The 23,588-nt window shown below is 72.8% G+C and carries 20 protein-coding genes; 7 read left to right on the plus strand and 13 right to left on the minus strand.

The window, feature by feature from the left end:
* Positions 1-13: 13 nt before the first annotated feature.
* Complete coding sequence (locus tag AMK33_RS25725) at positions 14-2,392, minus strand: SpoIIE family protein phosphatase (protein ID WP_073935321.1); 2,379 nt, start codon at positions 2,390-2,392, stop codon at positions 14-16.
* A gap of 222 nt (positions 2,393-2,614) precedes the next feature.
* On the opposite strand from AMK33_RS25725, the gene AMK33_RS25730 reads away from it, so the two are divergent.
* The 4 genes from AMK33_RS25730 (at position 2,615) to AMK33_RS25745 (ending at position 7,618) form a co-directional block, all read left to right on the plus strand.
* Positions 2,615-4,858: a glycoside hydrolase family 9 protein gene (locus AMK33_RS25730; RefSeq protein ID WP_073935322.1), complete on the plus strand. Its 2,244-nt coding sequence runs from the start codon at positions 2,615-2,617 to the stop codon at positions 4,856-4,858.
* A gap of 118 nt (positions 4,859-4,976) precedes the next feature.
* A complete protein-coding gene (locus tag AMK33_RS25735) occupies positions 4,977-5,222 on the plus strand; it encodes a hypothetical protein (protein WP_030863804.1) in 246 nt (81 codons plus the stop codon).
* 3 nt (positions 5,223-5,225) lie between these two features.
* Positions 5,226-5,603, plus strand: coding sequence for a toxin Doc (locus AMK33_RS25740; protein WP_073935323.1), 378 nt, complete (start codon positions 5,226-5,228; stop codon positions 5,601-5,603).
* 374 nt (positions 5,604-5,977) lie between these two features.
* Complete coding sequence (locus tag AMK33_RS25745; RefSeq protein ID WP_073935324.1) at positions 5,978-7,618, plus strand: RICIN domain-containing protein; 1,641 nt, start codon at positions 5,978-5,980, stop codon at positions 7,616-7,618.
* Between the two features lie 42 nt (positions 7,619-7,660).
* Here the strand turns inward: AMK33_RS25745 and AMK33_RS25750 are convergent, their stop codons facing one another.
* From AMK33_RS25750 to AMK33_RS25760, 3 genes are all read right to left on the minus strand, one after another.
* Positions 7,661-8,830, minus strand: coding sequence for a lactate 2-monooxygenase (locus AMK33_RS25750; protein ID WP_073935325.1), 1,170 nt, complete (start codon positions 8,828-8,830; stop codon positions 7,661-7,663).
* Positions 8,831-8,918: 88 nt separating this feature from the next.
* Positions 8,919-9,614, minus strand: coding sequence for an alpha/beta fold hydrolase (locus tag AMK33_RS25755; protein ID WP_073935326.1), 696 nt, complete (start codon positions 9,612-9,614; stop codon positions 8,919-8,921).
* 35 nt (positions 9,615-9,649) lie between these two features.
* Positions 9,650-10,207, minus strand: coding sequence for a hypothetical protein (locus AMK33_RS25760; protein WP_073935327.1), 558 nt, complete (start codon positions 10,205-10,207; stop codon positions 9,650-9,652).
* A gap of 337 nt (positions 10,208-10,544) precedes the next feature.
* Between AMK33_RS25760 and AMK33_RS25765 the strand changes: the two genes are divergently transcribed.
* Positions 10,545-10,979: a subtilase-type protease inhibitor gene (locus AMK33_RS25765; protein ID WP_073935328.1), complete on the plus strand. Its 435-nt coding sequence runs from the start codon at positions 10,545-10,547 to the stop codon at positions 10,977-10,979.
* Between the two features lie 158 nt (positions 10,980-11,137).
* On the opposite strand, the gene AMK33_RS25770 is transcribed toward AMK33_RS25765, so the two are convergent.
* The 3 genes from AMK33_RS25770 to AMK33_RS25780 are packed head-to-tail and all read right to left on the minus strand — an operon-like array spanning position 11,138 to position 13,005.
* Complete coding sequence (locus AMK33_RS25770; protein WP_073935329.1) at positions 11,138-11,335, minus strand: CDGSH iron-sulfur domain-containing protein; 198 nt, start codon at positions 11,333-11,335, stop codon at positions 11,138-11,140.
* Positions 11,316-12,002, minus strand: coding sequence for a HemK2/MTQ2 family protein methyltransferase (locus AMK33_RS25775; protein ID WP_073935330.1), 687 nt, complete (start codon positions 12,000-12,002; stop codon positions 11,316-11,318). Before AMK33_RS25775 ends, AMK33_RS25770 begins: the two co-directional genes overlap by 20 nt.
* Positions 11,992-13,005, minus strand: coding sequence for an iron-containing redox enzyme family protein (locus AMK33_RS25780; protein WP_073935331.1), 1,014 nt, complete (start codon positions 13,003-13,005; stop codon positions 11,992-11,994). The genes AMK33_RS25775 and AMK33_RS25780 overlap by 11 nt, the downstream gene beginning before the upstream one ends.
* 79 nt (positions 13,006-13,084) lie before the next feature.
* Here AMK33_RS25780 and AMK33_RS25785 point away from each other — a divergent pair, with 79 nt between their 5' ends.
* The gene (locus AMK33_RS25785) at positions 13,085-13,693 is read left to right on the plus strand and encodes a flavodoxin family protein (protein WP_073935332.1); all 609 of its coding nucleotides are present in this window, start codon (positions 13,085-13,087) and stop codon (positions 13,691-13,693) included.
* A 443-nt stretch (positions 13,694-14,136) separates the two neighbouring features.
* Here the strand turns inward: AMK33_RS25785 and AMK33_RS42960 are convergent, their stop codons facing one another.
* The 6 genes from AMK33_RS42960 to AMK33_RS25810 form a co-directional block, all read right to left on the minus strand.
* Entirely contained in the window at positions 14,137-14,313 is a 177-nt protein-coding gene (locus tag AMK33_RS42960) for a hypothetical protein (protein ID WP_167748590.1), read from the minus strand.
* A gap of 29 nt (positions 14,314-14,342) precedes the next feature.
* A complete protein-coding gene (locus tag AMK33_RS25790; protein WP_073935333.1) occupies positions 14,343-15,353 on the minus strand; it encodes a Ppx/GppA phosphatase family protein in 1,011 nt (336 codons plus the stop codon).
* Positions 15,354-15,460: 107 nt separating this feature from the next.
* Positions 15,461-18,286, minus strand: a complete 2,826-nt coding sequence (locus tag AMK33_RS25795) for an NHLP bacteriocin export ABC transporter permease/ATPase subunit (RefSeq protein ID WP_073935334.1) — start codon at positions 18,284-18,286, stop codon at positions 15,461-15,463.
* Between the two features lies 1 nt (position 18,287).
* Complete coding sequence (locus AMK33_RS25800) at positions 18,288-20,510, minus strand: NHLP family bacteriocin export ABC transporter peptidase/permease/ATPase subunit (RefSeq protein WP_073935335.1); 2,223 nt, start codon at positions 20,508-20,510, stop codon at positions 18,288-18,290.
* Positions 20,507-21,313 (minus strand): HlyD family efflux transporter periplasmic adaptor subunit, encoded by an 807-nt coding sequence (locus tag AMK33_RS25805; protein ID WP_073935336.1) that lies wholly within the window; start codon positions 21,311-21,313, stop codon positions 20,507-20,509. Before AMK33_RS25805 ends, AMK33_RS25800 begins: the two co-directional genes overlap by 4 nt.
* A 111-nt stretch (positions 21,314-21,424) precedes the next feature.
* The gene (locus AMK33_RS25810; protein ID WP_073935337.1) at positions 21,425-21,640 is read right to left on the minus strand and encodes a hypothetical protein; all 216 of its coding nucleotides are present in this window, start codon (positions 21,638-21,640) and stop codon (positions 21,425-21,427) included.
* Between the two features lie 568 nt (positions 21,641-22,208).
* Between AMK33_RS25810 and AMK33_RS25815 the strand changes: the two genes are divergently transcribed.
* Complete coding sequence (locus AMK33_RS25815) at positions 22,209-23,477, plus strand: S1 family peptidase (RefSeq protein ID WP_073935338.1); 1,269 nt, start codon at positions 22,209-22,211, stop codon at positions 23,475-23,477.
* Positions 23,478-23,588 lie beyond the last annotated feature (111 nt).

Below are 23,588 nucleotides of genomic sequence, written 5' to 3' on the forward strand. Positions count from 1 at the left end.
GGTTCACCTCGTGTCACATCTCGTCCACCAGGGCCAGTTCCGACCAGATGGTCTTGCCGTCGGCGGTGTGTCTGCTGCCCCAGCGCTGGGTGAGCTGGGCGACCAGCAGCAGGCCCCGGCCGCCCTCGTCCCAGGTCTTGGCCCGCCGCAGGTGCGGCGCCGTGTGGCTGGTGTCGGACACCTCGCAGATCAGCGTCGAGGCGTCGTGGATCAGCCGCAGCCGGATGGGCGGGGCGCCGTACCGGATGGCGTTGGTGACCAGCTCGCTCACCACCAGCTCCGCCGTGAACGACGCCTCGGTCAGCGCCCAGGTGGCCAGTTGGTCGAGGACCTGCTTGCGGATGGGGGCGACCAGCGCCGGATCGGCGGGGATGTCCCAGGTGGCGACCTGCGCGGACGGCAGACCGTGGGTACGGGCCAGCAGCAGGGCCACGTCGTCCGTGGCGCCGCCCGGCGCGAGCACGGTGTGCAGGACTCGGTCGCAGGTCTCGTCGAGCGGGCCGGCGGCGTTGGACAGCGCCTCGCGGAGCAGGGCGTGACCGGCCTCGGTGTCCCGTCCGCGGGACTCGACCAGCCCGTCGGTGTAGAACGCCAGCACCGCGTCGTCGGGCAGTTCCAGCTCGACCGACTCGAAGGGCAGCCCGCCCAGGCCCAGCGGCGGCCCGGAGGGCAGTTCGAGGTGTCGGGCCGGACCGCCCGGCGGGATCAGGACCGGCGGGGGATGCCCCGCGCGGGACAGGGTGCAGCGCCGTGACACCGGGTCGTACACCGCGTACAGACAGGTCGCGCCGACCTCGCCCGACCCGGGGTCGCCGCCCGACTCCTGCGAGAGGTGGAGCACCAGGTCGTCGAGGTGCGTGAGCAGTTCGTCGGGCGCGAGGTCGATGTCGGCGAGGGTGCGCACCGCCGTGCGCAGCCGGCCCATGGTCGCGGACGCCTGGATGCCCTGCCCGACGACGTCCCCGACCACCATGGCCACCCGCATCCCGGACAGCGGGATCACGTCGAACCAGTCACCGCCCACACCGGAGCGCGAGGCCGGCAGATAGCGGGTGGCCGCCTCCACGGCGGCCGTGCGCGGCAGGGTGCGGGGCAGCAGGCTGCGCTGGAGCGCGAGGGTGGTCTCGCGTTCGCGGGAGTAGCGGCGGGCGTTGTCGATGCAGACGGCGGCGCGCGCGGTGACCTCCTCGGCCAGCAGCACGTCGTCGTGGGTGAACGACTCGGGACGGGTGAAGCGGGTGAAGGCGGCCACCCCGAGCGTCGTGCCGCGCGCCTGGAGCGGGACGGACAGCATGGAGTGGACGCCGTACTCCCGGACCTGCCGGGCGCGTGCCTCGTCCACCGCGAGCCACGGGTCGAGATCGCCGGAGGGCACCGAGGCCACGATGCTGTGGCCGGCGATCAGCGAGTCGGCCTGGGGCGCGGCGGCCGGGTAGACGACCACCTCGCCCGTGCGGGCGACCGACTCTGGGCTGCCCGGTGTGAGGGACTGATGGGCGACCCGGCGCAGCGAGACCGGCGTGCTCAGCGGGCCGGTGGGCTCACCTCCGGGCTCCTCGGGCTCCAGCAGGTCCACGCTGACGAAGTCGGCGAGCGCGGGCACGCACACCTCGGCCAGCTCCTGCGCCGTCCGGGTGACGTCCAGGGTGGTGCCGATGCGCATGCTGGCCTCGTTGACCAGCTGCAGCCGCTCCCGCGCCCGGTACTGCTCGGTGAGGTCGTGGGCCGTCGCGCACACGCCCCGCACCCGGCCGGACCGGTCGGTGAGCGGGGCGAGCCGGGCCAGCCAGGCGTGCGCGCGGCTCTCGCCGGTGGCCTTCATGTACGTCTGCATGTCGTGCGGCCGGCCGGTGCGCAGCACCTGGCGCAGGTGCCGTTCGAGTTCGGTGTGCTGCGGCCGGCCGCCGATGTCGGTGGGCCTGAGCCCTCGCAGATGGGGGGCGGGCAGGCCGAGGAGATGGGCCATGGCGTCGTTGATCCCGCGCAGGCGCAGCTCCTCGTCGAAGACCATCGCGGCGCAGGGCGACTGGAACACGGCCGTCCTGACCAGCGGATCGTCGGGCAGTTCCTGGTCCGTGGCCTCCAGCGGGGTGACGGCGAGCCAGTCACCGGGACCGTCGTCCGCCGGCTGTCTGTGGTGGGCGAGCACCCACACCGTGACGGTGGAGCCGTCGCGGTGCCGCAGGGCGAGGGTGCCGCTCCAGCGGGCGGCCGGGAGCCGGGGCAGGCCCGAACCCCCGGTCAGCAGCTCGGCGGCCGGACGGCCGACGACCTCCTCCGCCGTGTGCCCCAGCAGCAGGCGCGCACCCTCGCTCCACCGCGCGAGCGTGCCGTCGGCGGCGATGACGGCCCGGGCCGTCACGGCATCGTCGAACGGGTCGTCCGGCCTCATTGTCGCCACTCCATCGCGCACACTCACCGTGAACCGGTGTATCGCCTGAGTTCCAGCCTAGTGGGTCGCGGCCCGGCGCGGACTGCGAACCTCCGCTCCGGGTGAGCGTCGCCAGTCCTGTTCCAACCGTTGACGGAACGTCACACCTGCCACAACCATGTTCTGCGCACGGAAATGGGAGCGCTCCCAAAATCTCCGCACCTCCCCAAGAGGAGCCCATACGTGAACAGACGCAGAACCGCTCTGCTGTCCCTCACCGGCCTGCTGGCGACCGCGCTCACCGCGCTGCCCGCCGCCCCGGCCGGGGCGGACGAGGTCGAGCAGGTCCGCAACGGCACCTTCGACACCGGCACCGACCCCTGGTGGGCCTCCGCCAACGTCACCGCGGGCCCGTCCGACGGCCGCCTGTGCGCCGACGTCCCCGGCGGCACCACCAACCGCTGGGACGCGGCCGTCGGCCAGAACGACATCACCCTGGTGAAGGGCGAGTCGTACCGCTTCTCCTTCAGCGCGACCGGCTCGCCCGCGGACCGTGTCGTGCGGGCGATCGTCGGCCTGCAGGTGGACCCGTACGACACCTACTACGAGGTCTCCCCGCAGCTCAGTGTCTCGGGGAACACCTACTCGTACACCTTCACCTCGCCCGTCGACACCGCGCAGGGCCAGGTCGGCTTCCAGCTAGGCGGCAGCGCGGACCCCTGGCGGTTCTGCGTGGACGACGTGTCCCTGCTGGGCGGGGTCGCCCCCGAGCCGTACGAGCCCGACACCGGGCCCCGGGTCCGCGTCAACCAGGTCGCCTATCTGCCCTCCGGGCCGAAGAACGCCACCCTGGTCACCGACGCCGGCGAGCGGCTGCCCTGGAAGCTGAAGGACGACGACGGCCGGGTCGTCCGGCGCGGCTGGACCGTGCCGCGCGGCACCGACGGCTCCTCCGGGCAGAACGTCCACTCCATCGACTTCGGCGGCCACCGCAAGCGGGGGACCGGCTACACCCTGGTCGTGGACGGCGAGACCAGCCGGCCCTTCGACATCGACGCGAGCGCGTACGAACGGCTGCGGCTGGACTCGGCGAAGTACTACTACACCCAGCGCAGCGGCACCGAGATCCGCGACGACCTGCGCCCCGGCTACGGCCGTCCGGCCGGTCACGTGGACGTCGCTCCCAACCAGGGTGACGGCGACGTGCCCTGTCAGCCAGGCGTCTGCGACTACACCCTCGACGTCACCGGCGGCTGGTACGACGCCGGCGACCACGGCAAGTACGTCGTCAACGGCGGCATCAGCACCTGGGAGGTGCTCAGCACCTACGAGCGCGCCCGGCACGCCCGCACCGGCGAGGCGGACAAGCTCGGCGACGGCACGCTGAACATCCCGGAGAGCGGCAACAAGGTCCCGGACATCCTCGACGAGGCCCGCTGGGAGCTGGAGTTCCTGCTGAAGATGCAGGTACCCGAGGGCGAGCCGCTGGCCGGCATGGCCCACCACAAGATCCACGACGAACAGTGGACCGGACTGCCGCTGCTGCCCAGCGACGACCCGCAGAAGCGGGAACTGCACCCGCCGACCACCGCCGCCACCCTGAACCTCGCGGCCACGGCCGCCCAGGCGGCACGGCTGTACCGCTCCTACGACAAGGAGTTCGCGGCCGAGACCCTGGCCGCCGCGCGCAAGGCCTGGACGGCGGCCCTCGCCCACCCGGACGTCCTCGCCGACCCCAGCGACGGCATCGGCGGCGGCGCCTACAACGACGACACCGTGGCCGACGAGTTCTACTGGGCGGCCGCCGAGCTGTACATCACCACGGGGGAACGTCAGTTCAAGGAGTACGTCCTGAACTCCCCGGTGCACACCGCCGACATCTTCGGCCCGCTCGGCTTCGACTGGGCCCGCACCGCCGCGGCCGGCCGGCTCGACCTCGCCACCGTGCCCAACCGGCTCCCCGGCCGCGACAAGGTCCGCCGCTCCGTCGTCGAGGGCGCCGACGGCTACCTGGCCACGCTGAAGGCCCACCCGTACGGCATGCCGTACGCGCCCGAGGGCAACGTCTACGACTGGGGCTCCAGCCACCAGGTCCTCAACAACGCGGTCGTCCTCGCCACCGCCTACGACCTCACCGGCGCGCGGAAGTACCGGGACGGCGCGCTGCAGAGCATGGACTACATCCTGGGCCGCAACGCCCTCAACATGTCGTACGTCACCGGCTACGGCGAGGTCAACGCGCACAACCAGCACAGCCGCTGGTACGCCGCCCAGCTCGACCCGAACCTGCCGAACCCGCCCGCCGGCACGCTCTCCGGCGGACCCAACTCCAGCATCCAGGACCCCTTCGCCCAGTCGAAACTCCAGGGCTGCGTCGGCCAGTTCTGCTTCATCGACGACATCCAGTCCTGGTCCACCAACGAACACACCATCAACTGGAACGCGGCTCTGACCCGCATGGCCTCCTTCGTGGCCGACCAGGGCTGACACCCCTCCCCGCGGGGGCCGGCGGCCACTCGGCCGCCGGCCCCCTGTCGGTACCCCCTCGCGTACCGTCTGACCTGCGCATATTTACGATTCAGTACCCGAGCGGTACCGTGAGGGCATGCCAGCTCTCAACGTGGAGTTCAGCGACCGCGAGCTCGAGGACCTGCGGCAGATCGCCAAGGAACGCGGTACGTCCATGAAGGCGCTCGTGCGGGAGGCGGCCGCGGCGGACATAGCCCGCCACCGCGCCCTTCAGGAGGGCGCCGAGGCCTTCCGCCGGTTCTTCGCCTCCCACGCCGACGAATTCGCCGCCGCCTTCCCGGACGACGAACCCTCCGCCAGGGGCGCGGGGCGGGCCGCCTGACCGATGGCACCCGTGCTCCACATCGACGTGCCCTGGCTGCTCCAGCGGCACGAGGAGGTCCTCCCGGACCAGCCCACCGTCAACGACTTCTCCGCCCTCGTCGCGGCCGTCGCCCGCCATCGCGTGGACCCGCCCCGGCTGGGCGTCGACTCCGACCCGGCCTGGCGGGCGGCGGCCCTGCTGCACACCCTCGCCGTGCTCCGGCCGCTGCCCTCGGCCAACGCCCGCTTCGCCTGTGCCACGGCGGTCGCCTACATGTTCGTCAGCGGGGTCGGCATCGACCCGCCCTACGGCGCCCTGGTCGATCTGGCGCGCGACCTGATCTCCGGCGAGGCGGACGTCTACGGCGCGGCCGACCGGCTGCGCTCCTGGCAGATCTGAACCGCGCCGGCCGGGCCGCGCGGGACGCCGGGGGCCCTCCCGGACACCCCTTGTGCCGGGCCGGATGTGAACGGCGTGAAAACCCGCGCCGAAAACCGGGGCGAGGGCCGCGGGCCGGACTTCCTTTCTGACTTTCTGTCAACGCGCGGATGTTGCTCAGGCGCCTTGTTGGCCGAGTGCGGGTTGTGCGAGAGTGAGCCACCCGTGCGGGGGGTAATGGCCGGGGACGCACGCGAGTTGATGAACCGGGTCCGATTCACCGTCGGTGAATTCGCGCCCCCCGTGCCCCGCCAAAAGGTATGCACCAATCGGTCTTCCTTTTCGGCGTCGGAAACCCTCGAATGGCACATGCGCTGTGGGAAGGAACCATCTCAGTGCACACCCCCCACCCCCCTCGACCCCCGTATCCCCCGCCCGGCGGGGATCCGGGGGAATCCGACGAGTTCCTCGCCGCCCGGCTGCGGAACCGTCCGGAGGGCGAGGCCGCCCGCTCCGTCGCGCTGCTGACGGCGCGGCACTGGCAGTCGATGCACGACTACGCGGCCGTCTGCCTCGCGTCGTCGGGGCAGCTCGCCGCCATGGTCACCGCGGCCGCCCTGCACCGGGCACTGGACCGGGTCGCCGTCGGCGAATCGGCCGTCGCGCTCCGGCCCGTACTGCTGGTGGCCGTGCGGGACACGGTCCGCGAGTGGGCCGCGGACGACCGAATAACCGGAGTTATGCCGGAGCTGCAGAAACCGGCCGGCGGGCGCGGCATGCGCGCGGCGAACACCATGACTCCGGAAAATCGCTCACTCGCTCAACGGGCATTCCGGTCGCTGCCCGCACGCGCGCGCTGTTTGCTCTGGCACGTCGAGGTCGAGGCCGAGCCGATTTCCGTACCGGCCGGTCTGCTCGGCATGGACCTCGCCGTCGCATCGGGCGCACTCGAACAGGCACGTGACAAATTCCGTCAAGGTTGTGTCCACGCCCATCAGGAACTGGCACCGACGAAGGACTGCCGCTTCTACAACCGCCTCCTCGACGTCCCGATCCGCCGGGGCGGGGCCCTGCTGCCGGACGTCCGGCAGCATCTGGCGGAGTGCCGCCACTGCCGGAACGCGGCCGAGCAACTGAGCCACTTCGAGGGCGGCCTGGGCCCGCTGATCGCCGAGGCGGTACTCGGGTGGGGGGCCCGGCGCTACCTCGACTCGCGTCCGGGGCGCACGACGGCCGGCCCGCGAGGCGGACGCGCCGCCCGCCGCCGGCGCCGGGGCGGGGACGGGCCGTCCGGCGGCCGGCACCGCGTGCTGTCCCGCATCCCCGTTCCCGCCCGTCTGGCGGGCATCGCCTTCCCGGACCCGGTGCGCTCCACCAGGACCCTGCTCACCGGCATCGGCGCGGTCTCGGCCGGGGTGCTGGTGAGCGTGCTCATCGCCGGGTCCTCCACCCCGGACGGCGGTGCCGCCGACCCGACGGGCTCCACCGGAGCGGCGGGCGGCCGCGCGGCCGTGCCGTCCGCGTCCCCGCCCGGCGCCGCCGGGCTCCCCACCGCACCGGGACGGACGCGGCTGCGCAACGTCGCCTCCGGCCTGTGCCTCGACACCCGGGGCGAGCCCCGGGACGGCTCCGGGACCCGCCTGGCGGACTGCTCCTCGGTGTGGACCCAGCAGTGGACGTACGAGGACGACGGGCTGCTGCGCAGCGTGGCCGACCCCGGTCTGTGCCTGGACTCGCACAAGGACGCCGGTGTCGTCGTCCTCGGCACCTGCGCCGACCCCGGCGACCAGCGGGGCGCCGACGTACGGTACGACCTCACCGCGCGGGGCGAACTGGTGCCCCGCTGGGACGTCCAACTGGCCCTCGCCCCGGCGACCCCTGACGCGAACGCCGACATCGTCGTCAAGGTGCGCGACCGGACCGTGGACCAGCGCTGGGCGGCCGAACCGGTACGGACGGACGCGGACTCCCTGTCCATCAGCGGCACCCACACCCCGGCGGCCCGCCGTGCCGGGCTGGCGGAACCGGTGACGTGAGCCGTGCGGCCGGGGCGGGGAGGACACCCCGTCCCGGCCGGGTCAGACGGTGGTCTCCGTGAGGGCGTCGGGGCCGATCGCGGCCGGGGTGGCGTGGCCCGACAGGGCCATGGTGAGGTCGAGTTCGGCGAGCAGGCAGCGGATCACGTGTTCCACCCCCGCCTGTCCGTCGAGGCCGAGCCCGTAGACGTACGGACGCCCCAGCAGGACCGCCCGTGCGCCGAGGGCGAGGGCCTTGAAGACGTCGTCGCCGGTGCGCACCCCGCTGTCGAAGAGCACGGTGAGCCGGTCGCCGACGGCCTCCACCACGCCGGGCAGCGCGTCCGCCGCGGCGATCGCCCCGGCCACCTGACGCCCGCCGTGGTTGGACACCACCACACCGTCCATCCCGGAGTCGGCGGCGCGCCGCGCGTCGTCGGGGTGGAGCACGCCCTTGAGGACGATCGGCCCGTCCCAGTTCTCCCGCAGGAACGCCAGGTCCGGCCAGGACTTGGCGGGGTCGGCGAACATGCCGACGAAGTGCATCACCGCCGCGTCCGGGTCCTCGTGCACCGGCTTGACCAGACCCGCCTGGAAGGCCGGGTCCGAGAAGTAGTTCGCGGTGCCCACCCCGTGCAGGAACGGCAGGTACGCCTGGTCCAGGTCGCGCGGACGCCAGGACAGCAGGGGAGTGTCCAGGGTGACGACCAGCGCCGTGAACCCGGCGGCCTCCGCCCGGTCCAGGAAGCTCCGGGCCACCTCCACGTCCTTCGGCCAGTACAGCTGGAACCAGCGCTCCGCCTCGCCCATCGCCTCCGCGACCTGCTCCATCGGCGTGCTGGACGCGGACGACAGCACGAACGGCACACCCTGCGCGGCCGCCGCCCGGGCGGCGGCGGACTCGGCGTCCGGATGCATGATCGACAGCACTCCGACCGGCGCCAGCGCGAGCGGCGCCGGCAGCGACCTGCCCAGCACCTCGACCGACAGATCACGCTCGTGCACGTCCCGCAGCATGCGCGGCACGATCCGGCGGCGGTCGAGCGCGGCCCGGTTGGCGCGGGCGGTGCTGCCGTCGCCCGCGCTGCCGGCGACATACCCGACCGGACCCGGGCCCAGCCGCTGCTCGGTCAGCTCCTCCAGCCGGGTCAGATCGGTCGGCAGCCGGGGCACGGCACCCGTCATCCCGTTCAAGTAGATCTCGTACTGGAAGTCGGCCCAGTGCTTCGCCATCCGCCCCGCCCTGTCTCCTCGAGCCGCGTCGTCCCGGAGCATACTGGCCGGTATGCGCGGGGCGCGTCCAGCGCCGGGCGGCCGTGGATCAGCGGCCGGTGGCCGCCTCCCGCAGGATCCGGGCCAGTTCGCGCGGCCGGGAGAACATCGGCCAGTGCCCGGTGTCCATCGTCACCAGCTCCCACTTGTCGCTCTTCAGCAGCTCCGCCACGGCCGGCAGGGGTTCCTCCCCGTCCAGCAGGCACTTGACGTACGTCGTCGGCAGCTCGCCGAGCGACCGCTCCAGCACGGCCGGTTCGGTGAGCGTGGCACCCGGGTGCGGGGTCGACCCGGCGATGAACCGGGCTGTCTGCTCGTCCGTCAGGCCTTGGCCCGCGCAGTCGTCCGCGGCCGGCGGCGGCCACTGGCCGTCGTGCGCCTCGATCGACCTCCGTACCTCCTCGCTCGGCCAGCCGGACAGGAACGACTCCCCGTCCACGGGCGCGTTCGCGTCGACGAGCACCACCCTCCGCAGCCGGTCGCCGATCCGCTCGGCCGCCTGGCCGACCGGCACGCCGGAGTAGCTGTGCCCCACGAGGACGACGTCCCGCGGACCGAGCCGCTCCACCTCGCCCACGATGTCCCGCACATGGGTCTGCTGCCCCGCCGGCACCCCCTGCTTCTCCGCGAGCCCGGACAGCGTCAGCGGATACGCCTCGTGCCCCGCCTCGCGCAGTTCGGCCGCCACCTCGTCCCACGCCCACGCCCCGAGCCAGGCACCGGCCACCAATACGAATCGAGTCATGCGCGCACCGTAACGAACGCCACCGACAACGCCGTTCACCCGCCGTCGGTGCCGGGCTCCGCCTCCTCGGGCTCGGTGTCCGGCCCCTGGGCCCGCACCCGCTGGACGTGTTCCAGCGACTCGCGCAGCTCGGTGAGCCAGTCGTCGGTGTGCCGCTGGACCAGCCGTACGCACCAGGCCAGCGCCTCACTGCGGCTGCGGGCCACCCCGCTCGCGATGAGGGTGTCGAGGACCTGCCGCTCCGGCTGCCGCAGCCGGGTCATGACGGGCGCGGCCACGTGCGTGAACAGGGCGCGGTGTCCCTCGCACTCCACGCCCCAGGAGACCTTCCGGCCGAAGCGGTGCTCGGCGTCCCGGGCGACCGCGATCCGGTCGTCCCGGGTGCGTTCCCGGAACTCCTGGACGCGGCCCTCGACGGCCGCCTCCCGCTCGGCCGGCGAGGCGCCCTCGGCCGGCCGGGGGCCGGGAATGCGGCCGATGACGGTGATCTCCTCGCGGTCGACCGTGACCTCGGTCAGCTCCTCGAAGAGATCGTCGGGGAGCCGGCCGGTGAACCAGCCCCGCAGTTGCTCTCGCTGCTCTGCCGTAATCATGTAATGACGATTACTCGCCCTGTCCATGAACACAAGGCGTCGCGGAACGGTCTGCCGAGAGCGGAATCGGAATGTTTCAGGCCGATTGCCGAGCTGCCGCATTCCGGCCATCTGGCCACTTCGCGCGCTCGCCGTCCGTGCGGTTACAAGGCGCACGGCTCCGCTCTCCGTGACTTCACGCCACTGATTCAACACGCAAGGTTACCGAAATCCGCATGTCCGACGTGAAGTTCCGGCGCGGACTCGGCAGACTCCGGCACGCCGGTTCGGCACCGACCGAGCACGGGCCGGCGACCCGTCGACATGCCTTGTCGACACGAGCGGAAGGATGCACACAATGCGGAACACCGCGCGCTGGGCCACCACCCTCGGCCTCACGGCCGCAGCCGTCTGCGTACCCCTGTCCGGGGTGGCGCAGGCCGCCGAGGGAACCGCCCCGTCCGCGCTCTACGCCCCCTCGGCCCTGGTACTCACCGTGGGCCACGGCGACAGCGCGATGACCGTCACGCCGGAACGCGCGGTCACCCTGACCTGTGCCCCCGGACCCTCGGGCACCCACCCGGCCGCGGACGCGGCCTGTGCGGAGATGAACCGCCTCGACGGCGACCTCGACGCCCTGACGATGCGGGAGGGCGTCTTCTGCACCAAGCAGTACGACCCGGTGCTCGTCACCGTCGACGGGGTGTGGCAAGGGCAGCGCGTCTCCTACGAGCGGATCTTCTCCAACGCGTGCGTGATGAACGCTCACGGTTCGAGCGTCTTCGCGTTCTGAGACCGGGATCGCACGGTTTCCCGTGACCGCGCGGCGGCCGGCGGACTGGGGAGTACCGGCCCTCCCGCGGAACGTGCGATCCCGCGCAAGGAGGCCGGCGGGCGGAGTGGGGCCGCCCGCCGGCCTCCGGGCTTCTCACGGGCCCTCGGCCCCAGGACTCACGCCCGGTCCCGGTGGCTGGTGTCGCACCACGGATACCGCCGGCTGCGACGGCAGGTGCACAGGGCCACTCGGAAGCGGTCGGAGGTGACGACCGTGCCGTCCTCCAGCTCGACCTCCACCGGGCCCTCCACCAGCAGCGGCCCCCTGCGTTGGACGGTGACGCGACGCGGGGTGTCAGACGGGGAGTTCGGCACGGATCACCACCAGTTCTTCCGTGTCCTCGGTCCCGGACAGCAGGCCCCGCTCCCGCAGCCAGCGCTCCCTGCCCCGTACCACCGGGCCGAAGGCGATGTGCCGGCGCCGGATCACCGCGGCCTTCGTCCCGGCCGCCCGCAGCCGGCCGACCGTCAGCCCGGGGTCGCTGAGCGCCGACTGCACCAGCAGCAGGACACCGCCCGGCCGCAGCAGCGCGGGCGCCTCCCCGCAGATCCGGTCCAGGACGAGCCGTCCGTCATCGCCCGCGTCCCAGGCCCGGGCCGCGCCCCGCGGCAGCGAGCCGCCGCCGGGCGCCGGAACGTACGGCGGATTGGCGAGGATCAGATCGAACGTCTCACCCCGCACCGGCGCGAACAGGTTGCCGCGCCGGACCCGGACCGGCACACCGGCCCGCAGCGCGTTCAGCCGGGCCGCGCACACCGCCCGCCGCGAGACGTCGACCGCGGTCACCCGGCAGCCGCGCCGGGCGGCCCTCACCGCCAGCGCGCCGGACCCCGTGCCCACGTCGAGAACGTCCGCGCCCGCGGGGACGGGTTCGTCGTACAGGGCGCCGGCCAGCAGCTCGGTGTCCTCCTGAGGGGCGTACACGCCCGGTGGTGCCAGTGGGCTCACGGACCGCCGGGTACCCCCGCCGTCAAGAAGCATGGGCGAACTCCTGGGACAGGGGAGTGCGCAGTGACGAGCGGCCCGCGCCCCAGTCCGCGAGCAGCCTCTCGCCGAGGCGGTCCTCGGCGAACACCGTGGCGTCGACGCCGAAGGCGATGTCCGCCGCGAGGTGCGGCTCCACCTCCAGCAGCCCGGCGACGACCTCGTGGCGCACCACCTGCTCGTGCACCGCGTCCGCCTCCACGTGCTCGTCGTAGAAGTACTCGGCGGCGGGCCCCGCGCCCGTGCGGCGCATCGCCTCGGCGAGCCGCCGAGAGCCGGGCGACGAGGTGATCTCGACCGTCGCGAAGTGGCCCACCAGCGCGCCCCTGAGGGAGCGGCGCAGTCCGAAGAGGGACATCAGGTTCACCGTCACGAGCAGTTCGGCGCAGGCCGCGTCCAGATAACGGCCGTACGCCGTGTCCAGCCCCAGGTCGGTCATCAGGTCGGCGAAGAGACGGGCGTGCACCCGGTCGGCGCGGCCGCCGCCGTACTCGTCGAACTCGACCGCCGCCATCGCCGCCTTGGCCCGCCCCCACAGCCGGGGCAGCACCCACGCGTGCGGGTCGGCCTCCTTCAGGTGGTACAGGGACCGCTGGGCGGCGTACTCGCGGACGTGCCACAATTCGCCCTTGTCGCGCAGGAAGTGGCTGACGCCCGTGCCGTCCACCGGTTCCACCAGGATCCCGGCGAGCGCCTCGTCGACGTCGTCGTGCCGCCGGGCGTCCGCGCGGAGCGCGGTGAGGAAGCGGTCCTCCAGGGCGGCGCGGACGCGCAGCAGTTCCGGGTCCCATTCGCGGTCCGCCGCCACGCCCGCGAACCCGCGGTAGTGGAGTTCGTAGCACAGGTACAGGGCGAGCTGGAGGTCGTCGCCGTACACGGGGGCGGCGGCGACCTCCTCGTCCGGTGGCAGCGGGCCGGTGCCCCGCAGGTGGTCCTCGACGGCGCTGCTCAGGGGGCCGCGCGGTGCGGGCAGCCGGGGTTCTTCACAGGGATGTTCCATGCACCCCGGGTACCCGGACGGCCCAGCGGCACCCCCGTCCGCGTGGCAACCGGCCGCCCGCGGGGTACTCCGTGTCCATATGAAGGCACTAGTGATCAACTGCACCCTCAAGAAGTCACCGGACACCTCCAACACCGAGGCGCTGTTCCGGACCGTCACCGAACACCTGGAGAAGGACGGGGTGGAGGTCGACGTCGTCCGCGCGGTGGACCTGGACATCGCTCCGGGAGTGGTCAGCGAGGCCGTGCACGAGGGCGACGCCTGGCCGGGCGTCCACGAGAAGATCCTCGCGTCCGAGATTCTCGTCATCGCCTCGCCGACCTGGCTCGGGCAGCCGTCGTCGGTCGCCAAACGGGTCCTGGAGCGGATGGACGCCATGCTGTCCGAGACGGACGACGACGGCCGGCCGGTCGCCTACAACCGGGTCGCGGGCGTCGTCGTCACCGGCAACGAGGACGGCGCGCACCATGTGATCAGCGAGATCACCGGCGGCCTTCAGGACATCGGCTACACCATCCCCGGCCAGGCGTGGACCTACTGGAACCAGGGCCCTGGTCCCGGACCGAGCTTCCTGGAAGGCGGAAGCGGCCACGACTGGTCCCGCAGGACGGGCCGAGCCATGGCCGCCAACCTGCTGGGCGTAGCCCAGGCCCTGGCGGCCCGTCCCCTCGGCCCGCCGCCGGAGTAGGGAAACGGCGCCAGGGCCTGCCCGGCGGATCAAGCCGAAGGAAACCGGCGGCGCCTTGCGGCCCAGGCGAACGGGGGCGATGGGGGTTCCTCCCACGCATGGGGGTCTCTCCGGCGCGAGTGAAGCCGGGCGTGGGGGAGCGTCCGGCCGTAAGGCGGAGGAGGGCGTCGACGCGATGGGGCCCCGCGCATGGGGTCTCTTCCGCTTGTACGAAGCCGGGCGTGGGGAGAAGCCGGGCGTGGGGGAGCGTCCGGCCGCGAGGCGGAGGAGGGCGTCGACGCGATGAGGGTCCCCGCCCAGGAGGTCCCTTCCGCGCGAGCGAAGCCGAGTGTGGGGAAGTCGGCAACCGACGACAACACCGCGGGGGGCACCGCCCACGCCCATAGGCAGCGGGGGAGGGCGTGCCGGGCCCCGCGTCTCCGGCATGATCCGCCGGACCGGTGTCAGTCGCCCTGGGATTCCTCCTGCGCCTCGGTGTTCGGGGTGATGGCCTCCCCGGCCTCGCCCCGGTGACGGCGTCGTCCGGGGGAGTCCTCGGGGCGCCGTTCGGCCTTTTCGACCTCGCGCAGCACCTCCTCGACGGCGGTCTCGGGCTTCTCGTGGTCGTCCCGCTCGGACACGGGGTGTCTCCTCTCGTCGTACGTCCGGGTCAGCCGCGCGCGGTGGCGACGCGCAGCGGTACGGGGCCGTCGGCCGCCGTCTCCTTCTCGTTGAGGCGGATGATCTCCGCCCACCAGGAGGGGCCGTCCTCGATGTGGCGCAACAGCACCCCCTCGCGCAGCGCCCAGGGGCAGATCGTCACCGTCCCCAGGCCGGTCAGCTTCATCGCCGTGTGTCCCACGACCGCGCCCGCCAGGCTCTGCGCGGAGCGCGGGGCGGAGATCCCGGGCAGCCGGGCTCGTTCGGCGGCGGGCAGGGCGGCCAGCCGGTCGATGGCCACCCGCAGGTCGGCGCAGGACAACTCCCGCTCCACGAACGGGCCGTGCCGCCCCGGCGCGGCCCCGCACAGCCGCCCCAGCTGCTGGAAGGTGCGGGAGGTGACCACCGCCGTACGGGGTCCCTCCCAGCGGATCCGGGCCGCCACGTCCCGCAGTTGGTGGCGCACCCGCCGGCGCAGCGCCCGCACCTGCTCCGGGGACGGCGGGTCCGACTCCGCGAAGTACTCGTGGGTGAGCCGGCCCGCCCCCAGCGGCAGCGAGGCGACGAAGTCGGGCAGCCGGCCGCGCCCGAAGGCGACCTCCAGCGAACCCCCGCCGATGTCCAGCAGCGCCAGCGGCCCGCAGCGCCAGCCCATCCAGCGCCGGGCCCCGAGGAACGTGAGCTCGGCCTCCACCTCGCCGGGCAGTGTGCACAGGTCGACGCCGGTCCGGGCCCGGACCGTGCTCAGCACCTCCTGCCGGTTCGGGGCACTGCGCACCACGGCGGTCGCGAACGCCAGGGGACCCGACGCACCCCATCGCGCGGCGGTCCTGTCCGCCGCGGCGACGGCGTCCACCAGGCGCTCCACGGCCTGTTCCGGTACCGGCTCCCCGGGCGTGACCTGCTCGGACAGCCTGAGCGGCCACTTCGCCGTGTGCACCGGCAGCGGCGCCCCGCCCGCCGTGTCCGCCACGACGAGTCTGACGGTCTTCGATCCGACATCCATCACGCTGGTTCGCATGGCCCGTGGGTACCCATTTACCGCGCGGAGCAACGGACGGACCCCCGCGTACGGCGAAGACGCGCCACAGGTGTGACCGGACGGTAACCGTCCGTTGACGGTTTCCGTCACGCCATCTGCCGCCGCACCAGTTCGTGCAGCCGCCCGCCGGTGTCGGCGAGCAGCCGGCCGGGCGGGCCCTGCTGGACCACCTTGCCGCCCTCCATCACCACCACCCGGTCCGCGTCGAGCACCGTCGACAGCCGGTGCGCGATGACGATCCGGGTCGCCTCCAGGGCCTTGGTGCTCTCGATCACCGTGCGCTGCGTCTCGTTGTCCAGGGCGCTGGTCGCCTCGTCGAAGAAGAGGATCCGCGGCCGGCGGATCAGCGCCTGGGCGATCATCAGCCGCTGCCGCTGGCCCCCGGAGACCGCGCCGCTGCCCGACACGATGGTGTGCAGTCCCATCGGCATCCGCCTGATGTCCTCGGCCAGCCCCGCCATCTCCGCCGCCGCCATGGCCTCCTCCGGCGTGTACGGTTCGGTGCCGCAGATGACGTCCAGGATGGACCCGGTGAACGGCTGTGCGTGCTGGAGCACCACACCGCACTGCCGCCGCACCGCCGACCGGTCGAGCGCGGCCAGGTCCTGGCCGTCGTACAGCACACTGCCGGACACCGGCCGGTCGAAGCCGATGAGCAGCCGCAGCAGGGTGGACTTGCCGCAGCCGCTGGGGCCGACGACCGCCACGAACTCGCCCGGCCGCGCCTCGAAGGACACGTCGTCCAGGACCAGCGGACCGTCGTCGGAGTAGCGGAAGGACAGCCGCCGCGCCTCGATCGCCCCGGACAGCGGGCCCGGCCGGGTGCTCGCCGCGCGCACCTCGGGCGTGGCGTCCAGCACCGGCTTGATCTGCTCGAACAGCGGCAGCGCGGCGACCGCCGAGACGAACGCCCCGGTCAGCTGGGTGACCGAGGTCAGCACCATCGTCACCGACGTGTTGAAGGTGAGGAACTCCGCCGCCGTCATCGAGCCGCGGGCCGGCCCGGCCAGCAGCATGAACATCGCCAGCGTGACCAGCGGCAGGTAGACCGCGCCCAGCACCGCCGTCAGGTTCTTGATCCGACCGGCCTTCTGCTGCAGCTCACGGCTGCGGGCGAACTCCGACGCCCACGCGGCGTACGCGTAGTTCTCCGCCGCCGCCACCCGCAGCTTCGGCAGTCCGCGCAGCGTCTGGAAGGCCTGGTTGTTCAGCTTGTTGGTGAGCACCACCAGGCGGCGCTGCCAGCGCACCTGCCACAACCCGAGCCCCAGGAACACTCCCGCGACGACCACCAGCATCCCGAGCGCGGCCAGCGCCATCGGCACGCTGAACCACAGCAGCAGCCCCAGGTTCACCGCGCCCACGGTGACCGACTGGGCCACCGTCGGACCGACCCCGGCCAGCGTGCGGCGGATCGCGCTGATGCCCATGGCCGCGCTCGCCAGCTCACCCGTCGAACGCTCGGTGAAGAACGTGGTCGGCAGCCGCAGCAGCCGGTCCCAGACGGCCGGCTGGAGGGTCGCCTCCACCCGGCCCTCAAGACGCAGCAGGGTGAGGTTCTGCAGCAGCATGAAGGCGGCGGCCACCACACTGCTCAGGATCACCGCGAGACACACCTGCACGATCAGCTCGGTCTGCGCCTTCGGCACGAACTCGCCGAGCACCTTGCCGGTCGCCAGCGGCACCAGGGCCCCGATCGCCACCGTCACCAGACCGCTCAGCAGCAGACCCGTCAGATCACCCCGCGTACCCGTCATGCAGAACCGCAGCAGCCGCAGCGGGCTCAGCCGCCGCTCGGGCAGCGGACGGTAGAACATCACCGCGCGGGGCTCGAACTCCTCGGCGTTCGCCTTCTCGACCGGGGTCTCCCTGCCGGTCGCCGGATGCACCGCCACATAGCCGCCGCGCCGCCACAGCAGCGCCACGGGCGCCCCCGACAGGGCCCGGTGACCCACCAGCGGCCCCACGTCGTCCCGCCACCAGCGGCCGTCCAGCCGTACGACACGGGTGCGCACCCGGGAGGCCAGGGCGATCCGCTCGACCGGATCGAGGCGTTCCCCGCCGGTGCCGGACCGCTCGGGCGCGGTCAGCGGGATCCCGGCCGCCCGTGCCACCAGCTCGCAGGCCGCGTACGTGGCGTCCGCGTCGGCCGTCGTCGTGCGCTGCCCCGACCGCTTGCCGATCGCCGCGAGCAGCGTCCGGTCGGCCTGGGCACGCACCGCCTCACCGGCCGCGATGCCCTCCGCCGTCCGCGTCTCGTGCGTCTGTTCAAGCTGCTCGATCCACCGGTCCAGCGTGGTCATCAGCCGGTACTGCTGGTCGACCATGCTCTGCCACAGCGCCGGGTCCATCAGCAGATCGGCGGCGGCCTCCGCCCCGTACAGCGAGCCGTACTGCACACTGCCCGGCGGGACCTGCATCCAGAACACGTCGTCGTCGCCGGGCGCGGTGGCCCGCTCCGTGGCCATCGGCGCCTGGAACAGCACCGCCAGACCACGGCCCACCCCGAGCGCGAGCGCGTACTCCAGCGGGCTCGTCGTGGGCGGTACGTACTGCGGGTTGCCGTACTCGTCGTACGACCAGGTCTGGGTGCTCGCGGGCTGGTACAGCTCGCGCAGTCCGATGCGGTGCACCACGCAGTCCCGCAGCGGACGCGCCACCAGCGTGTGCGCCGGACCCGCCACCGGGCCGAGCACCAGGGAGCCCGCCTCCAGCCGGCCCAGATGGTGCCAGTGACCCTGCTGTTCGGCGTCCACCGCGAACAGGTCCACGGCGCCGGACGCGATCAGCCACAGCACCTGTGGCCCCTCCAGGTCCAGCCGGCCGAACCCGGAGCAGTCGACCGGTGTGCCCAGCGACCCGAGCGCGCCCAGGACGAGGTCGCCGCCCTGACCCTCGTGCACGGCTGTCATCTCATCGCTCCCTGACCAGCGCCGCGTACGCGCCGCCGCGCGCCACCAGCTCCTCGTGCCGCCCGCGCTCCACGACCGTGCCGTGGTCCAGGACGACGATCTCGTCGCTGTCGCGCACCGTGCTCAGCCGGTGCGCGATCACCACGCACGCACAGCCGCGCCGGCGCAGGTTGTCCATCACCACCAGCTCGGTCTCCGCGTCCAGCGCGCTGGTCACCTCGTCGAGGACCAGGATGCTCGGCCGGCGCACCAGCGCCCGCGCGATCTCCAGGCGCTGGCGCTGACCGCCGGAGAAGTTCCGGCCGTCCTGCTCGACCGGACTGTGGATGCCGCCCGGCCGGCGCAGGATCACGTCGTACAGCGCCGCGTCCTTCAGCGCCTCCACCACCGCCTCGTCCGGGATCGACGGGTCCCACAGCGCCACGTTGTCGCGGACGGTGCCCTCGAAGAGGAACACCTCCTGGTCGACGAAGGAGACGGAGGAGGCCAGCGCCCCGCGCGGGATGTCCTCGATGCGCTGTCCGTCGATCCGGATCACACCCTCCCAGGGTGCGTACAGTCCCGAGATCAGCCGGGACACCGTGGACTTGCCGCTGCCCGAGCCGCCCACCAGCGCCACCTGCCGGCCGGGACCGACGGTCAGGTCGAAGCCGGTCAGCAGCGGCTTGTCCAGCGGGTTGTAGCCGAAGGTGAGGTTCTGCAGCTCGACATGGCCGTGCAGCCGGCGGGTCGACTCGCCGGTGCCGGGACGGCCGTAGAGCGGGTCCGCCCGGAAGTTCTCCACGTCCTTCAGCCGGGCCACGTCCGCCGCGAAGTCCTGGATCCGGCCCGCCACCCCGTTGAGCCGGGTCAGCGGGGCGGTGAAACGGGCGACCAGCGCCTGGAAGGCGACCAGCAGACCGACCGAGATGTGCCCCTCGACCGCTCGCATGCCACCGATCCACAGGATCAGCGCGCTGTTGAGCGTGGCGAGCGTCGGCGCGACGATGCCGAGCCAGGCGCTCGGTACCCCGAGCCGCTGCTGCTCCTCCAGCGTGGTGGCGTGCTGCCCGGCCCACTTGCGGAAGTAGCCGTCCTCCCCGCCGGTCGCCTTCAGCGTCTCGATCAACTGCAGACCGGTGTACGCCGTGTTGGTGAGCCGCGCGTTGTCCGCCCGCAGCTTCGCCGTACGGGTCGCGCGCAGCCGGATGACGATCCGCATCGCCACGATGTTCAACAGCGCCACCCCGATGCCCACGAACGTGAGCTGCGGGTCGTACGTGTACAGCAGCACCGCGTACAGCACGACCACCACCGCGTCCACGCCCGCCGCCGAGAGATCGCGGGCCAGCGTCTCGGCCACCGCGTCGTTGGACTGCAGCCGCTGCACCAGGTCGGCCGGGCTGCGCTGGGCGAAGAACGTCACCGGCAGCCGCAGCAGATGGCGCAGGAAGCGGGCGCTGGACAGGGTGGAGGAGATCAGCCGGCCGCGCAGCAGATTGCCCTGCTGCAGCCAGGTCAGCACCAGCGTGAGCAGCACGCACGCGCCCATGGACGTGAACAGCACGCCCAGCATCGAGGTCCGGCCGCCGATCAGGAACTCGTCGATGAAGGTACGGCTGAGCCCCGGCACCGCCGCGCCCACCGCCACCAGCAGCAGACTCGACAGCACCACGGCGGGCATGGTGCCCGCGGTGCCGCGCAGCCGGGCCGGCATCGCGCCGAGCACGCCCGGTTTGCGCCCGCCCCGGGTGAACCCCTCGCCGGGCTCCATCACCAGCACGACACCGGTGAAGCTGCCGTCGAACTCCTCCAGGGGGACGAACCGCCGTCCCTTGCCGGGGTCGTTGACGAACACCCCGCGGCGGCCGAACCGGCGGCCCATGCCGTCGTAGACGACGTAGTGGTTGAACTCCCAGAACAGGACGGCCGGTGCCGTCACCTCGGCGAGGGCGGCCAGATCCATCTGCATGCCCTTGGCGGTCAGCCCGTAACCGCGGGCCGCCTTCAGCAGGTTGCTGGCGCGCGAGCCGTCCCGCGAGACGCCGCAGGCGATGCGCAGCTCCTCCAGCGGGACATGGCGGCCGTAGTGGCCGAGCACCATCGCGAGTGAGGCGGCACCGCACTCCACGGCCTCCATCTGGAGCACGGTGGGCGTACGGACGGTCTTCGCCCGGGACCTGGGCACCTTGCGCTTCGGCGGGGCGGCACGGCGTCTGCCGCGAGTCTCCTGGGCGGTGGTCACGGGAGCAGCCAATCGACGGGACGCTGATCGGCCAGCCGGATCGAACCCGTGGCCAGGGTCATCGAGGTCAGCTCGAACGGCGGACCGTCCGCGGAGGACCACGCGTAACCGCTTTCCGTGCCGGACGACTTCTCCAGCTCGACGGTGACCGCCACCGGCCTGCCCTTCTTCGTGAACTGCTCGCCCAGCTGGGCGTCCCCGAGGAACGCGGCGATCTGCTGGGCGGACTGCGCCGTGCGGTCCACCGACTTCACCTCGCCGTGCAGCACGCCGTACTCCTGGCTCGGCACCGACTGCACCGTCAGGTCGACGGAGGCGTGCGCGGGGATGCCGGCGGCGCTCTCGGCGGGGACGTACACCGTCGCCCGCAGCGGGGCCTTCGCGCGGGCGACCTTCTCCACGGCGGCGACGTTCGCACCGGTGGAGATGATCTGCCCGGTACTGGCGGCGAGCGCGGTGACGCGGCCCGCGTCGAGGGTGCGGACGACCTCGTCGCCCCGCTCGGTGCGGACCTCCAGGACGGGGGAGCCGGCGGGCAGCCGCTCGCCCTCCTTCGCGAGGACGGCGGTGACCTGGCCGGCGACGGGGCTCTGCAGGACGTAACTGCCCTGCCCGTACGTGAGGACGGCGGGCGCGCCGACCGTGGAGGACACCGAGCCGGTCACCGCCCACACCGACGCGGCCGCCATCGCGACCACCGTCACGGACAGCACCAGCCAGCCCTGCGGGCGCGCGAAACGCACCGGCAGGTCGAGCTCCTCCGGTGACTGGAGCCTGGCGAGGGCCTGTTGGCGGAACTGCACGGGTCTTCCCTCACCTGAGTGAACTGTGCGACGTGACGCGTGGACCGTGGAGGCACCGCGAAGTCCCGGAGCCGGCGGGCGGCTCCGGGACTCGGCGGCACAAAGGCGCGATCAGAGACCGGCGACCAGGTTCGTGACCGGGGCGGTGTTCAGGCCGGTGACACCCTCGACGGTGCCGACGGCCGTGTCGACCAGGCCGGAGACCGGGGCGATGCCGTCCACCGCGCCCGTGAGGGCGTTCACGGCGTTCACGGACAGACCGCCGGAGACGTTGTCGAGGTCGGTGTCGGAGATCTCGGCGGTCTCGACCTGGGGGGTGGAGTTCATGATGGAACTTCCCTTCGTATGGATATTTCACAAGGGGGGAGCGGCCCCCTCCGGTGACAGATGAAGGCCGCGACCGCGGGCGCCGAACGCCCGTCGCCGGGAGCCCGAAGCGGCCTTGCGGTGCGATGGATCAAAGCACGCGGCGGGCGCGGCCTTCCAATCAATCAAACGTCTCACCAGGCAACTTGTGCTCCGCGGGGGTACAGGCGTGCAGACGCGGGCACGGCTCGGCGGCGACTTCTTCACATGCCCCACCGCATCGACTCATCCGGCCACTTGCGCCCCGGTGGCCGGAATCCGGCACACCGGCCCCAAAGGCGTGGTCCGGTCCGCCGGCCTGTGGACGAATCCCGGCTCCGGTGACCGGCTTGGGCATTCGATGTGCAGATTCACTGAAGCCGGGATTCCGCTACGTGATCGCCACCGACCGCTCACGTCCGGTCGCCGAGCGTGATCGACCGGACGGGATTGAACGCCCCTCGCGGCCCGTGCGTACCAACAGCCGTCCGGGCGCCCCACAGACGCCGAACACCGGCGCGACTCCGGTCCCCCCAGGAGGTCGAGAAGTTTGAGTCACAAGCGAATTCCGAAGCGCAAGGCCGCGATGGCGGTGGGCGGTGTGGTGGCGCTCGGCGCCGCCGCGATCCTGCTCCCCCACGCGAACGCGTCCCAGGACGGCGCGTCGGACGGTGCCGCGGCGGCGCCGAAGACCCTGAAGGCGGGCGATGCCTCGGATCTCGCCTCGCAGCTCGCCGGACTCCTCGGCGACGCGTTCGCCGGCTCCTACTACGACGGCGACAACAAGCAGCTCGTCGTCAACGTCGTACCGGGTGACAACAACAACGTGATCGTGCAGGCCAAGAAGGCGGGCGCGGCCGTCCGCGAGGTCGACAACAGCATGACCGAACTGGAGGCCGGAGCGCGGACGCTGAAGTCGGAGGCGACCATCCCGGGCACCTCCTGGGCCGTCGACCCGCGCACCAACAAGATCCTCGTCACCGCGGACAGCACGGTGACCGGCGACAAGTGGAACAGACTGGAGTCCACCGTCGAGAGCCTCGGCTCCGGCATGGCGACCATCAAGAAGTCCGCGGGCACGTTCAGGACGTTCGCCTCCGGCGGCGACGCCATCTTCTCGGGCGGGGCGCGCTGCTCGCTCGGCTTCAACGTCACCGCGGGCGACGGCTCTCCGGCGTTCCTGACGGCCGGTCACTGCGGTGTCGCGGCCGAGCAGTGGTCCGACGCGCAGGGCGGGCAGCCGATCGCCACGGTCGACCAGGCGGTCTTCCCCGGCGAGGGCGACTTCGCGCTCGTCCGGTACGACGATCCCGCGACCGTCGCGCCGAGCGAGGTCAACCTCGGTGACCAGACCCTCCCGATCTCCCGGGCCGCGGAGGCCACCGTCGGCCAGGAGGTGTTCCGGATGGGCAGCACCACCGGGCTCGCCGACGGTCAGGTGCTCGGTCTGAACGCCACCGTGAACTATCCGGAGGGCACGGTCACCGGCCTCATCCAGACGAACGTCTGCGCCGAGCCCGGCGACAGCGGCGGCTCGATGTTCACCCGGGACGGCCTCGCCGTCGGCCTGACCTCGGGCGGCAGCGGCGACTGCACCTCGGGCGGCGAGACGTTCTTCCAGCCGGTCACCACGGCCCTGGCGGCGGTCGGCGCGACCCTCGGCGCCGCGGGCGCCGCCGGTGAGGAGGCCGACGGCCAGGAGATCGGCGGCGAAGAGGCCGGAGCGGGAGACCAGACCGGCGACGGCGCCGGTGCGGGCGCCGGTGACGCCGCGGGCCAGGGCGCCCAGGACGGCTCCGGCCTGGGCGAAACCCACTGACGCACCCTCGCCCCGAGCGCGGCCCCGGCCCCGGCCCGCCACCCACGTGGCGGGCCGGGGCCGGGGCCTGCCACGCCGTCGGGGCGTCCCCCGTGGTTCCGCGGCCCGTGT

The organism is Streptomyces sp. CB02400, assembly GCF_001905725.1.
In the GTDB taxonomy this organism is placed as follows: Bacteria; Actinomycetota; Actinomycetes; order Streptomycetales; family Streptomycetaceae; genus Streptomyces; species Streptomyces atrovirens.

What these genes read in the sequence shown, in the direction of transcription:
- AMK33_RS25785 (WP_073935332.1), top strand. Translation starts at nt 13,085, where the DNA reads ATGAAGGCACTAGTGATCAACTGCACCCTCAAGAAGTCACCGGACACC.
- AMK33_RS25750 (WP_073935325.1), bottom strand. Translation starts at nt 8,830, where the DNA reads ATGGCGAAGCACTGGGCCGACTTCCAGTACGAGATCTACTTGAACGGG.
- AMK33_RS25725 (WP_073935321.1), bottom strand. Translation starts at nt 2,392, where the DNA reads ATGAGGCCGGACGACCCGTTCGACGATGCCGTGACGGCCCGGGCCGTC.
- AMK33_RS25775 (WP_073935330.1), bottom strand. Translation starts at nt 12,002, where the DNA reads ATGCTTCTTGACGGCGGGGGTACCCGGCGGTCCGTGAGCCCACTGGCA.
- AMK33_RS25780 (WP_073935331.1), bottom strand. Translation starts at nt 13,005, where the DNA reads ATGGAACATCCCTGTGAAGAACCCCGGCTGCCCGCACCGCGCGGCCCC.
- AMK33_RS25760 (WP_073935327.1), bottom strand. Translation starts at nt 10,207, where the DNA reads ATGATTACGGCAGAGCAGCGAGAGCAACTGCGGGGCTGGTTCACCGGC.
- AMK33_RS25765 (WP_073935328.1), top strand. Translation starts at nt 10,545, where the DNA reads ATGCGGAACACCGCGCGCTGGGCCACCACCCTCGGCCTCACGGCCGCA.
- AMK33_RS25740 (WP_073935323.1), top strand. Translation starts at nt 5,226, where the DNA reads ATGGCACCCGTGCTCCACATCGACGTGCCCTGGCTGCTCCAGCGGCAC.
- AMK33_RS25755 (WP_073935326.1), bottom strand. Translation starts at nt 9,614, where the DNA reads ATGACTCGATTCGTATTGGTGGCCGGTGCCTGGCTCGGGGCGTGGGCG.
- AMK33_RS25810 (WP_073935337.1), bottom strand. Translation starts at nt 21,640, where the DNA reads ATGAACTCCACCCCCCAGGTCGAGACCGCCGAGATCTCCGACACCGAC.
- AMK33_RS25790 (WP_073935333.1), bottom strand. Translation starts at nt 15,353, where the DNA reads ATGCGAACCAGCGTGATGGATGTCGGATCGAAGACCGTCAGACTCGTC.
- AMK33_RS25795 (WP_073935334.1), bottom strand. Translation starts at nt 18,286, where the DNA reads ATGACAGCCGTGCACGAGGGTCAGGGCGGCGACCTCGTCCTGGGCGCG.
- AMK33_RS25735 (WP_030863804.1), top strand. Translation starts at nt 4,977, where the DNA reads ATGCCAGCTCTCAACGTGGAGTTCAGCGACCGCGAGCTCGAGGACCTG.